This is a genomic window from Streptomyces lunalinharesii (assembly GCF_039532155.1).
In the GTDB taxonomy this organism is placed as follows: Bacteria; Actinomycetota; Actinomycetes; order Streptomycetales; family Streptomycetaceae; genus Streptomyces; species Streptomyces lunalinharesii.
Genome location: NZ_BAAARK010000039.1, coordinates 12,830 through 24,989, shown reverse-complemented (window position 1 = coordinate 24,989; position 12,160 = coordinate 12,830). Strand labels below are relative to the sequence as shown.

Here is a 12,160-nt window from a genome sequence, read left to right as displayed (position 1 = left end):
GTCAAGATATATTTTCCCGGACTACTGGGCATCGTGGGCGCAGCACGGAATCCGCCCGAGATGGCCAGAACTCGCTCGGAGGCCGTCCGGCAGGCTCCACAACAGAACAGTGCCTGCCCTGCACCAGCAAAGGGGTTATCGAACATGCACGACGCACCCGTCTGGGATCCCCAGCAGTACCTCCACCACTCAGGACACCGCACCCGACCCTTCCACGACCTCCTCGCCCGGATACCAGAACTCCCCCGCCCCGACCGCCCCGCCCGCATCGCCGACCTCGGCTGCGGCCCCGGCAACGTCACCGTCCAGCTCGCCGACCGCTGGCCGGACGCCCACATCACCGGCTACGACAACTCCACCGACATGCTCAAGGAGGCCGAGTCCTACGCCGGGCCCACCCCCGGCGGCGGCCACCTCGACTTCGCCCCCGCCGACGCCGCCGACTGGGCCCCCGAAGAACCCTTCGACCTGATCGTTTCCAACGCGGCCCTGCAGTGGGTCCCCAACCACCCGGACTCCTTCGCCCGCTGGATCGACGCCCTCACCCCCGGCGGCACCTTCGCCTTCCAGGTCCCGGGCAACTTCACCTCGCCCAGTCACGCCCTCCTCGGCGAACTGTGCGACGCCCCGCAGTGGCGCGACCGCCTGGACCGGCAGGGCCGCCGCTTCGTCCACATCCTCGACCCCGCCGACTACCTCCAGCGCCTCACCGACCTCGGCTGCGCCACCGACGCCTGGGAGACCACCTACGTCCAACTCCTCCAGGGCGACGACCCGGTCCTCGACTGGGTCAAGGGCACGGCCCTGCGCCCCGTCCTCACCGCCCTCGAAGGCGACCCGGAGGCGCGCGACGCCTTCCTCGCCGAATACCGCGACGCCCTGCGCCGCGCCTACCCGACCGGCCGGCACGGCACGGTCTTCCCGTTCCGCCGCATCTTCGCCGTAGCCCAGAAGCCCGGGCCCTCGGCTCCACCCGCGCGGGGCGCCGCCCCGACCGCCTGAATCCGGAGGCTCCGCAGTGAGCACCGGCCTCGACCACATCCAGCTCGCCGCCGGCCTGGGGAGGCAGGAGAAGGCTGCTGGTTCGAGGCCGGCGCGGGTGCGCGGGCCCACCCGACGACGGGCGCGCCGTAGCGCTCGGATCACGGCCGGACCCTGGGGGTCGGCCCAGGTGACAGGGGTGCCGTGGCTACGACGGGGCGACGCGCATCAGCCCTGACGGACACTCGAAAGCCCGCGTTCCCCACGCTGTTGGGCAACTCGGGCCGGATCGCCGAGGGGCTGAGCGTCCGCACACGTCGGCATCTTCGACGCCCCGCTCAGTTCTTGCGGTGCCCTATCAGTCGTGGCTTGGGCTCCAGGTTCCCCAGCCCGTGCCATGCGAGGTTCACCAGGTGCGCCGCCACCTCCGCCTTCTTCGGCTTGCGGGCGTCGACCCACCACTGGCCGGTCAGGGCCACCATGCCGACCAGCGCCTGGGCGTACAGCGGCGCCAGCTTCGGGTCGAAGCCGCGGGCCTTGAACTCCAGGCCCAGGATGTCCTCGACCTGGGTGGCGATGTCGCTGATCAGCGACGCGAAGGTGCCCGTGGACTGCGCGACGGGGGAGTCCCGGACCAGGATCCGGAAGCCGTCGGTGAACGTCTCGATGTAGTCGAGCAGCGCGAACGCCGCCTGTTCGAGGAGCTCGCGCGGGTGCCCGGCGGTCAGCGCACCGGTGACCATGTCCAGCAGCTGCCGCATCTCGCGGTCCACGACCACCGCGTACAGCCCCTCCTTGCCGCCGAAGTGCTCGTAGACCACCGGCTTGGAGACCCCGGCCTTCGCCGCGATCTCCTCCACCGACGTGCCTTCGTAACCCCGCTCGGCGAACAGCGTGCGGCCGATGTCCAGCAACTGCTCACGGCGCTCCGCGCCGGTCATCCGCACCCGGCGGGCCCGTCGGGTGCCCGAAGCGGGGGACCCGGAGGAGCCGGAGGACTTTCCCTTACTGCCGTTGCTCGCGCTGCTGTCGATCGCCACCCGTCAATCATGCCCCCAGCGGGGCGTTCTCCTCGCCCCGGGCGCCGTCCTGGCGCCGGGCGTCGATCCGCGCCGCGTTCGGCCACCGCACGTCGTGCGCCCAGCCGGCCAGCTCGAACCAGCGGATCAGCCGGGCGCTGGAGTCCAGCTGGCCCTTCAGCACCCCGTGCCGGGCGCTGGTCGGATCGGCGTGGTGCAGGTTGTGCCAGGACTCGCCGCAGGAGAGCACCGCCAGCCACCAGACGTTGCCCGAGCGGTCCCGGGACTTGAACGGGCGCTTGCCGACCGCGTGGCAGATGGAGTTGATCGACCACGTCACGTGGTGCAGCAGCGCCACCCGGACCAGGGAGCCCCAGAAGAACGCGGTCAGCGCGCCCTGCCAGGACCACGTCACCAGCCCGCCGACCAGCGGCGGGATCAGCAGCGACACCGTGGTCCACAGCACGAACTGGCGGGAGATCGCCCGGATCGCCGGGTCCTTGATCAGGTCGGGCGCGTACTTGTGCTGCGGCGTCTGCTCCTCGTCGAACATCCAGCCGACGTGCGCCCACCACAGGCCCTTCATCAGGGCCGGGACGGTCTCCCCGAACCGCCAGGGCGAATGCGGGTCGCCCTCGGCGTCGGAGAACTTGTGGTGCTTGCGGTGGTCGGCGACCCAGCGGACCAGGGGCCCCTCCACCGCCAGCGACCCCATGACCGCGAGCGCGATCCGCAGCGGACGCTTCGCCTTGAACGCACCGTGCGTGAAGTAGCGGTGGAAACCGATGGTGATGCCGTGACAACCGATGAAGTACATCGCCGTCATCAGCCCGAGGTCCAGCCAGCTCACGCCCCAGCCCCAGGCCAGCGGCACCGCGGCGAGCAGGGCCAGGAACGGCACGGTGATGAACATCAGCAGGGTGATCTGTTCCAGCGACCTGCGCTGCTCGCCGCCCAGCGTCGCGGACGGCACGGCGGAGGAGGCAGCAGAACCGGGGGGCACATCGAGCGGCATCGGTGACTCTTCCACGGCGTTTGGACCAGCGGTCATGTGGCGTCCCTCGTCGGGGGCTCGGGGCACGGCTACGGCCCTACGGGACCGTAACCTACGGTCTCGTAAGTATGGCAGCGACACCGCCTGGGACAAGGCCGTGACAGGCCCCACCACCGGCCCCGCACTCCTGATGCCCAACCCGCGGACGGTGTGATCCCCGGTCGGCGGGCAGACCTATCCTGGGGGCGTCGGACAGCGCGGTCCGCACCCCGCCCAGACGTGCTCAATGACTGCACCATCCCTTGCAAGGAGCCGCACCTGTGAGCAGTGCCGACAACACCCCCGCCGAGTCCAGCACCCCCGGGGCCGCCCAGGGCACCAGCGGTGACAACGGGGCCCTGCGCGCCGACATCCGCCGCCTCGGTGACCTCCTCGGCGAGACCCTCGTCCGGCAGGAGGGCCAGGACCTCCTCGACCTCGTGGAACAGGTCCGCGCCCTGACCCGCTCCGACGGCGAGGCCGCCGCCCGGCTCCTGGGCGAGACCGACCTGATCACCGCCGCCAAGCTGGTCCGCGCCTTCTCCACGTACTTCCACCTCGCCAACGTCACCGAGCAGGTGCACCGCGGTCGCGAGCTGCGCGCCCGGCGCGCCGCCGAGGGCGGCATCCTGGCCCGCACCGCCGACATGCTCAAGGACGCCGACCCCGAGCACCTGCGGGCCACCGCCCGCAACCTCGGCGTCCGCCCGGTCTTCACGGCCCACCCGACCGAGGCCGCCCGCCGGTCCGTCCTCACCAAGCTCCGCAAGATCGCCGAGCTGCTGGACCGCACCGACGCCACGGACCGCCGCCGCGTCGACCTGCGCCTCGCCGAGAACGTCGACCTCATCTGGCAGACCGACGAGCTGCGCGTCGCCCGCCCCGAGCCCACCGACGAGGCACGCAACGCCATCTACTACCTCGACGAGCTCGGCCGCGGCGCCGTCGGCGACGTCCTGGAGGACCTCGCCGCCGAGCTTGAGCGCGCCGGCACCGAACTCCCCGCCGGCTCCCGCCCGCTGACCTTCGGCACCTGGATCGGCGGCGACCGCGACGGCAACCCCAACGTCACCCCGCAGGTGACCTGGGACGTGCTGATCCTCCAGCACGAGCACGGCATCAGCGACGCCCTGGAGCACGTCGACGAACTCCGCGGCGCCCTGTCCAACTCCATCCGCAACTGCGGCGCCACCGACGAGCTGCTCGCCTCGCTCCAGCACGACCTCGACCTCCTCCCGGAGATCAGCCCCCGCTACAAGCGCCTCAACAGCGAAGAGCCCTACCGCCTCAAGGCCACCTGCATCCGGCAGAAGCTCCTCAACACCCGCGACCGCCTCGCCGGCGACACCCCGCACGTGCCGGGCCGCGACTACCTCGGCACCAGCGAACTCCTCGACGACCTCGCCCTCATCCAGACCTCGCTGCGCGCCCACCGCGGCGGCCTGATCGCCGACGGCCGCCTCGAACGCACCCTGCGCACGATCTCCGCGTTCGGCCTCCAGCTCGCCACCATGGACGTCCGCGAGCACGCCGACGCCCACCACCACGCCCTCGGCCAGCTCTTCGACCGCCTCGGCGAGGAGTCCTGGCGTTACGTGGACATGCCGCGCGACTACCGGCGCAAGCTGCTCGCCAAGGAACTCCGCTCCCGGCGGCCGCTGGCCCCCACCCCGCCGCCCCTCGACGAGGCCGGTGCCAAGACCCTCGGCGTCTTCCGCACCATCCGCCAGGCCAAGAAGACCTTCGGCCCCGAGGTCATCGAGTCCTACATCATCTCGATGTGCCAGGGCTCCGACGACGTCTTCGCCGCCGCCGTCCTGGCCCGCGAGGCCGGCCTGATCGACCTGCACGCCGGCTGGGCCAAGATCGGCATCGTTCCGCTGCTGGAGACCACCGACGAGCTGAAGATCGCCGACCAGCTCCTCGACGACATGCTCTCCGACCCCTCCTACCGCCGCCTGGTCGCCCTCCGCGGCGACGTCCAGGAGGTCATGCTCGGCTACTCCGACTCCTCGAAGTTCGGCGGCATCACCACCAGCCAGTGGGAGATCCACCGCGCCCAGCGGCTGCTCCGCGACGTCGCGCACCGCCACGGCGTGCGCCTGCGCCTCTTCCACGGCCGCGGCGGCACCGTCGGTCGCGGCGGCGGCCCCTCGCACGACGCGATCCTCGCCCAGCCCTACGGCACCCTCGAAGGCGAGATCAAGGTCACCGAGCAGGGCGAGGTCATCTCCGACAAGTACCTCGTCCCGTCACTCGCCCGGGAGAACCTCGAACTGACCGTCGCCGCGACGCTCCAGGCATCCGCCCTGCACACCGAGCCGCGACAGTCCGACGAGGCCCTGGCCCGCTGGGACGCGGCCATGGAGACCGTCTCCGACGCCGCCCACGGCGCCTACCGCCGCCTCGTCGAGGACCCGGACCTGCCCGCGTACTTCTTCGCCTCCACCCCGGTGGACCAGCTCGCCGACCTTCACCTCGGCTCGCGGCCCTCCCGCCGCCCCGACTCCGGCGCCGGCCTCGACGGCCTCCGCGCCATCCCGTGGGTGTTCGGCTGGACCCAGTCCCGGCAGATCGTCCCCGGCTGGTTCGGCGTCGGCACCGGCCTCAAGGCCGCCCGCGAAGCCGGCCTCGACACCGTCCTGGACGAAATGCACGGGCACTGGCACTTCTTCCGCAACTTCCTCTCCAACGTCGAGATGACGCTGGCCAAGACGGACCTGCGGATCGCCGAGCACTACGTCGACACCCTCGTCCCCGAAGAGCTCCAGCACGTCTTCGCCGTCATCAAGGCCGAACACGCGCTCACCGTCGCCGAGGTCCTGCGCATCACCGGCGAGGCCGAACTCCTCGACTCCAACCCGGTGCTCAAGCAGACCTTCCGCGTCCGCGACGCCTACCTGGACCCGATCTCCTACCTCCAGGTCTCCCTGCTCAAGCGCCAGCGCGACGCGGCCGCCGCCGACCGGCAGCCCGACCCGCTGCTCTCCCGCGCCCTGCTGCTGACCGTCAACGGCGTGGCGGCCGGCCTGCGCAACACCGGCTGACCGGCACCGCCCACCCACGCGACGGCGGGGCCGTCCGGAACGCCTTCCGGACGGCCCCGCCGTCGTCGTGCTGACGCGCGGAGGTGGCCGCGCGTCACGAGTTGTACGTCGTCTGCGCCCGCTCCAGGCCCTTCAGGACCAACGCCTCCACCGCGTCCGCCGCCCGGTCCACGAAGTACGCCAGTTCCTTGCGCTCCGCCGACGAGAAGTCCTTCAGCACGAAGTCCGCCACCGGCATCCGCCCCGGCGGCCGTCCGATCCCGAACCGCACCCGGTGGTACTCCGCGCCCAGCGACTTCGTGATCGACTTCAGGCCGTTGTGTCCGTTGTCACCGCCGCCCAGCTTCAACCGCAGCGTGCCGTAGTCGATGTCCAACTCGTCGTGCACGGCGACGATGTTGGCCACCGGAACCTTGAAGAAGTCCCGCAGCGCGGTCGTCGGCCCGCCCGAGAGGTTCATGAACGACGACGGCTTGGCCACCACCACCCGACGGTTCGACGGGCCCGGCGGGCCGATGCGCCCCTCCACCACCTGGGCCCGCGTCTTGTGGGCCTTGAAGCGGCCGCCCATCCGCTCCGCCAGCAGGTCCGCCACCATGAACCCCACGTTGTGGCGGTTGCCGGCGTACTCCGGGCCCGGGTTGCCGAGCCCCACGATGAGCCAGGGGCTCGCCGCATCGGTCATGTTCACGTCTCCTCAAAACGACCCAACCGCCGCCCCGGCGCCGTCCGGCACCGCGACAGCGGTTGGGAAGAAACTACCGCGCGAGGACTCAGCCCTCGGCGCCCTCGGCGGCCTCGGCCGGGGCCTCCGCCTGCGCGGCGACGACCTGCAGCACCGGGGTGTCGCCCTCGACGGTCAGCGAAGCGCCGGCCGGCAGCGCGATGTCCTTGGCGAGCACGGTGTGACCGGCGTCCAGGCCCGCGATCGACACGGTGACGGACTCGGGGATGTGGGTCGCCTCGACCTCGACCGGCAGCGTGTTGAGCAGGTGCTCCAGCAGGTTGCTGCCGGGGGCCAGCTCGCCCTCGATCTGGATCGGCAGCTCGACGGCGACCTTCTCGCCCTTCTTCACGGCGAGGAAGTCCACGTGCACGAGGAAGCGCCGGATCGCCTCGCGCTGCACGGCCTTCGGGATCACCAGCTCGTCGGTGCCCTCGCCCTCAAGGCGGATCAGCGCGTTCGGGGTCTTCAGGGCCATCATCAGCGCGTGGCTGTCGACCGCCACGTGCTTCGGGTCCGCGCCGTGGCCGTAAATGACCGCCGGAACCTTCTCTTCGCGGCGCAGACGGCGCGCGGCGCCCTTGCCGAAGTCGTTCCGGGCCTCAGCGACAAGCTTGATCTCAGCCATGCCAGCTCCTCGTATCTCAAAGAATCTGCGGGGCGTCACCCGGCCCACGACAGACCTGCTACGAAGAGCGCGTCGATAACGGACAACCGCCAAAGGGCGGCCTCCCTCGCCGAGCAACTCGATGAGTCTACCCGGCGGGAAAGGCCGCCCCAAAGTCGATCTAGCCGGCCACCGCCGGCCGCCGGCTCACTGCTCGTCGAACAGGCTCGTCACCGAGCCGTCCTCGAACACCTCGCGGATCGCCCGCGCGACCGTCGGCGCCATCGACAGCACCGTGATCTTGTCGAGCTCCAGCTCCGAAGGCGTCGGCAGCGTGTTGGTGAACACGAACTCGCTGACCTTGGAGTTCTTCAGCCGGTCCGCGGCCGGACCCGACAGCACGCCGTGCGTGGCCGTCACGATCACGTCCGCGGCACCGTTGGCGAACAGCGCCTCGGCCGCCGCGCAGATCGTGCCACCGGTGTCGATCATGTCGTCGACCAGGACGCAGACCCGGCCCTTGACGTCACCGACGACCTCGTGGACGGTGACCTGGTTCGCCACGTCCTTGTCCCGGCGCTTGTGGACGATGGCCAGCGGCGCGCCCAGGCGGTCGCACCAGCGGTCCGCCACCCGCACCCGGCCGGCGTCCGGCGACACCACGGTCAGCTTGTCCCGGTCGACCTTGGCGCCCACGTAGTCCGCCAGCACCGGCAGCGCGAAGAGGTGGTCCACCGGGCCGTCGAAGAAGCCCATGATCTGGTCCGTGTGCAGGTCCACGGTGACGATGCGGTCCGCGCCCGCCGTCTTCATCAGGTCCGCGATCAGGCGCGCCGAGATCGGCTCGCGACCGCGGTGCTTCTTGTCCTGACGCGCGTACCCGTAGAACGGCACGACCACGGTGATGCTGCGGGCCGAGGCCCGCTTCAGCGCATCGAGCATGATCAGCTGTTCCATGATCCACTTGTTGATCGGAGCCGTGTGGCTCTGGATCAAGAAGCAGTCCGCGCCGCGCGCCGACTCCTGGTAACGGACGTAGATCTCGCCATTGGCGAAGTCGAACGCCTTCGTCGGGACCAGGCCCACACCCAGCTGGTGCGCGACCTCCTCGGCAAGCTCGGGGTGGGCGCGGCCGGAGAAGAGCATCAGCTTCTTCTCGCCGGTCGTCTTGATCCCGGTCACAGCAAATCTCCTTGCATCACAGTTTGCGTGCGCTCGTCACCGTACGCGCCGCACGGCGTACCCGTTGGCACAGTCACCGCTCACCCTCGGACTTCGGGTCAGAGCCCTGACCCGACTCCGTTTCCTGGTGGGCGGACGAAGCGGCCTGCGCGGCGGCGCTCCCGGGCCGCTTGCGTGCGACCCAACCCTCGATGTTGCGCTGCTGGCCGCGCGCGACCGCCAGCGAACCCGGGGGCACATCCTTGGTGATGACCGAACCGGCCGCGGTGTACGCGCCGTCCCCGATCGTGACGGGCGCCACGAACATGTTGTCCGAGCCCGTCTTGCAGTGCGAGCCGACCGTCGTGTGGTGCTTGGCCTCGCCGTCGTAGTTCACGAACACGCTGGCCGCACCGATGTTGGTGTACTCGCCGATCGTCGCATCCCCCACGTAGGAGAGGTGCGGCACCTTCGTGCCCTCGCCGATCTGCGAGTTCTTCATCTCGACGAACGTGCCGGCCTTCGCCTTCACGTGCAGGACCGTGCCCGGACGCAGGTACGCGTACGGGCCCACCGAGGCGGCCGGCCCGATCTCCGCGCCGTCGGCCACCGTGAACGACACCGACGCCCCCGCACCCACGACGGTGTCGGTCAGCCGCGACTGCGGGCCGACCTCGGACCCCGACGCCACGTGCGTCGCACCCAGCAGCTGTGTCCCGGGGTGCACCGTGGCGTCCTGCTCGAACGTCACCGAGGCGTCCACCCACGTCGACGCCGGGTCGACCACCGTGACGCCGGCGAGCATCGCCCGCTCCAGCAGCCGTGCGTTGAGCAGCCGCCGGGCCTCCGCCAGCTGGACCCGGTTGTTGATCCCCAGGATCTCGCGGTGGTCGGCCGCCACCGCGGCGCCCACCCGGTGCCCGGCGGAACGCAGGATCCCCAGCACGTCCGTGAGGTATTCCTCACCCTGGCTGTTGTCGGTGCGGACCTTGCCCAGCGCCTCGACCAGCAGCCGCGCGTCGAACGCGAACACCCCGGAGTTGATCTCCCGGATGGCCCGCTGGGCCTCGCTCGCGTCCTTGTGCTCGACGATCTCGGTCACCGCGCCGGACTCCTCGTCCCGCACGATCCGTCCGTAGCCCGTCGAGTCGGGCACCTCGGCCGACAGCACGGTCACGGCGTTCTTGTCCGCGGCGTGCGTCTCGCTGAGCTTGCGCAGCGTCTCGCCGGTCAGCAGGGGGGTGTCGCCGCACACCACGACGACGGTGCCGTCCAGCGTGACGCCGTCGCCGCTCAGCTCTTCGAGCGCGGTGCGGACGGCGTGGCCGGTGCCGTTCTGCTCGTGCTGCACGGCGGTGCGGGTGGCGGGGTCGATCGCGGCGAGGTGCTCGCGCACCTGCTCGCGGGCGTGGCCGACGACCACGACGAGGTGTTCGGGGTCCAGCTCGCGGGAGGCGGCGACGACGTGGCCGACGAGGGATCGGCCGCAGATCGCGTGCAGGACCTTGGGGGTCGTCGACTTCATGCGGGTTCCCTCACCCGCTGCGAGAACGACGACGGCGGCCGGGCGGTTGGCGCTCACGGGATGCCCTTCGGCTTCTTGGCTACTTCGGGTGGTGGTCATCCGAAGGATACCGGGGCGTTTTGCGGAGGAAACGAGGGCGGGTCCTGACCGTGTGGTCAGGACCCGGACGTCGCGATGTGGTGACTGTGCTCCCCCGCCAGGACTCGAACCCGGACTTAAGGTACCAAAAACCTCAGTGCTGCCTATTACACCACAGGGGAGTGCAAAGCAAGCTAAACCGGACATTCCGTCAGGCTGGCCGCTCGACACCCAACACTATGCCGTACCACCGGCCTTCGACGCGACGGTATGGATCACTACCGCGCGAAACCCGAACGACGGGGCGCCGCCGGGGGCATGGGCGCGGGGCCGGCCGGTCGGGGCGGGCCGCAGAACGCCGTGCCCGCGCGAAGGGGAGCGGGCCGCGGAACGCCGTGCCCGCGCGAAGGGGAAACGTGCGGCCCGGCGGTCCGCGCGCTCACCGAACGTGAGGCGCGGTAACGGGCCGGGAGGAGACCGGGGGAAGGCGGGCCGGCGCCCGTACGCTGGTCGGTATGACCGCATCGGGGGCAAGTGAGAGCGTGGCCGCGCGAGGCAGACCGGGGGGCGGTCCCTGGTGGTGGACACGACGGCGCAGCGCCGTACTGGACGTGCTGCTCGCGTTGGCGTCCATGGTGGAGTGCATGGGCGAGGGCATCCCGTTCGCGCACTCGTCGGGGATCCCGACGCTGGCCGGGGTGCTGTTCGGCCTGGTGGCCGGGTCGATGCTGCTGGTGCGCCGGCGCTGGCCGGTCGCGGTGGTGCTGACCTCGATCGCGGTGATGCCCACGGAGATGGGCGGCCTGCTGAGCGTCGTGGGCCTGTACACGCTCGCGGCGTCGGACGTGCCGCGGCGGATCATAGGGCTGCTGGCCGGGATGACCGTGGTCGGCACCGTGGTGACGACCTTCTTCAGCATGCGGCAGGACGTGGCGGCGGCGCCGGACTTCCACCCGCCGTCCTGGTTCGTGATCGTGATGGCGCTCGCGGTGGGCCTGGTGCTGACCGCCCCGCCGGTGCTGTGGGGGCTCTACGTCGGCGCGCGGCGGCGGCTGGTGGAGAGCCTGCGCGAGCGGGCGGACGGCCTGGAACGGGAGCTGTCGCTGCTGGCGGACCGGGCCGAGGAACGGGCCGAGTGGGCCCGCAACGAGGAACGGACCCGGATCGCCCGGGAGATGCACGACGTCGTGGCGCACCGGGTGAGCCTGATGGTGGTGCACGCGGCGGCGTTGCAGGCGGTGGCCCTGAAGGACCCGGAGAAGGCGTCGCGGAACGCCGCCCTGGTCGGGGACATGGGGCGCCAGGCGCTGACCGAACTGCGGGAGATGCTGGGGGTGCTGCGCACGGCGGAGGGGGCCGCGGTGCGGGGCCCGGCGGCTTCGGACGAGCCGGAGCGCCTGGCGGCCGTGGCGTCACGGGTGTCGCGCAAGACCGCGGAGGGGCCGTCGACGGAATCCGGGCGGGCGCCGACGGACGCGCTCGCGGGCTCGGCCGGGGCGCCGGCGGGCGGCGCGGAACCGGACGGCGACGGGCCGTGCCTGACGGAGCTGGGGGAACTGGTCGAGCAGTCCCGGGCGGCCGGGATGGCGGTGGAGTTCTCGGTGCAGGACGGCGCGGAGGAAGCGGCCGAGTCCCCCGCGGCGGACGTCCACGGGCGCCGGTACGCGGCGCGGGTGGAGCAGACCGTGTACCGGGTGGTGCAGGAGGCGCTCACCAACGTGCACAAGCACGCGCCCGGGGCCCGGGCGCGGGTGCGCCTGGCGCACCGGAGCGGGGAGGTCGCGGTGCAGGTGGAGAACGGCCCGTCGGAGCGGGGCGCGACCGACGCCGGGCTGCCGAGCGGCGGCAACGGCCTGCTGGGGATGCGGGAGCGGGTGGCGGCCCTGGGCGGCGCCTTCGTGTCCGGCCCGACCGACGCCGGCGGGTTCCGGGTGTCGGCCGTGGTGCCGGTGGCCCAGGTACGGGCCGCGGGCGCGGCGGGCTGA

The 12,160-nt window shown here is 71.5% G+C and carries 9 protein-coding genes and 1 tRNA gene; 3 read left to right on the top strand and 7 right to left on the bottom strand.

Annotation, left to right across the window (positions count from 1 at the left end; genetic code table 11):
- The first annotated feature begins 144 nt into the window (after nucleotides 1–144).
- Nucleotides 145–1,002 carry a trans-aconitate 2-methyltransferase gene (locus tag ABD385_RS34615; protein WP_344583408.1) on the top strand — a complete coding sequence of 286 codons (858 nt, stop codon included), beginning with the start codon at nucleotides 145–147 and terminating at the stop codon, nucleotides 1,000–1,002.
- 317 nt (nucleotides 1,003–1,319) lie between these two features.
- On the opposite strand, the gene ABD385_RS34610 is transcribed toward ABD385_RS34615, so the two are convergent.
- Both ABD385_RS34610 and ABD385_RS34605 read right to left on the bottom strand, forming a co-directional pair.
- Nucleotides 1,320–2,021, bottom strand: a complete 702-nt coding sequence (locus ABD385_RS34610; protein WP_344583407.1) for a TetR family transcriptional regulator — start codon at nucleotides 2,019–2,021, stop codon at nucleotides 1,320–1,322.
- A 7-nt stretch (nucleotides 2,022–2,028) separates the two neighbouring features.
- Complete coding sequence (locus ABD385_RS34605; protein ID WP_344583406.1) at nucleotides 2,029–3,051, bottom strand: acyl-CoA desaturase; 1,023 nt, start codon at nucleotides 3,049–3,051, stop codon at nucleotides 2,029–2,031.
- Between the two features lie 263 nt (nucleotides 3,052–3,314).
- On the opposite strand from ABD385_RS34605, the gene ppc reads away from it, so the two are divergent.
- Nucleotides 3,315–6,080, top strand: a complete 2,766-nt coding sequence (ppc, locus tag ABD385_RS34600; protein WP_425585545.1) for a phosphoenolpyruvate carboxylase — start codon at nucleotides 3,315–3,317, stop codon at nucleotides 6,078–6,080.
- Between the two features lie 94 nt (nucleotides 6,081–6,174).
- Here the strand turns inward: ppc and pth are convergent, their stop codons facing one another.
- The 5 genes from pth to ABD385_RS34575 all read right to left on the bottom strand — a co-directional run bounded on the left by pth (nucleotide 6,175) and on the right by ABD385_RS34575 (nucleotide 10,357).
- The gene (gene pth / locus ABD385_RS34595) at nucleotides 6,175–6,765 is read right to left on the bottom strand and encodes an aminoacyl-tRNA hydrolase (protein WP_344583405.1); all 591 of its coding nucleotides are present in this window, start codon (nucleotides 6,763–6,765) and stop codon (nucleotides 6,175–6,177) included.
- Nucleotides 6,766–6,853: 88 nt separating this feature from the next.
- The gene (locus ABD385_RS34590; protein WP_344583404.1) at nucleotides 6,854–7,432 is read right to left on the bottom strand and encodes a 50S ribosomal protein L25/general stress protein Ctc; all 579 of its coding nucleotides are present in this window, start codon (nucleotides 7,430–7,432) and stop codon (nucleotides 6,854–6,856) included.
- 186 nt (nucleotides 7,433–7,618) lie between these two features.
- Nucleotides 7,619–8,593, bottom strand: coding sequence for a ribose-phosphate diphosphokinase (locus ABD385_RS34585; protein ID WP_344583402.1), 975 nt, complete (start codon nucleotides 8,591–8,593; stop codon nucleotides 7,619–7,621).
- Between the two features lie 73 nt (nucleotides 8,594–8,666).
- Nucleotides 8,667–10,154 carry a bifunctional UDP-N-acetylglucosamine diphosphorylase/glucosamine-1-phosphate N-acetyltransferase GlmU gene (glmU, locus tag ABD385_RS34580; protein WP_344583401.1) on the bottom strand — a complete coding sequence of 496 codons (1,488 nt, stop codon included), beginning with the start codon at nucleotides 10,152–10,154 and terminating at the stop codon, nucleotides 8,667–8,669.
- A 131-nt stretch (nucleotides 10,155–10,285) separates the two neighbouring features.
- A tRNA-Gln gene (locus ABD385_RS34575) sits at nucleotides 10,286–10,357 on the bottom strand.
- A gap of 333 nt (nucleotides 10,358–10,690) precedes the next feature.
- Between ABD385_RS34575 and ABD385_RS34570 the strand changes: the two genes are divergently transcribed.
- Nucleotides 10,691–12,160 carry a sensor histidine kinase gene (locus ABD385_RS34570; RefSeq protein ID WP_344583399.1) on the top strand — a complete coding sequence of 490 codons (1,470 nt, stop codon included), beginning with the start codon at nucleotides 10,691–10,693 and terminating at the stop codon, nucleotides 12,158–12,160.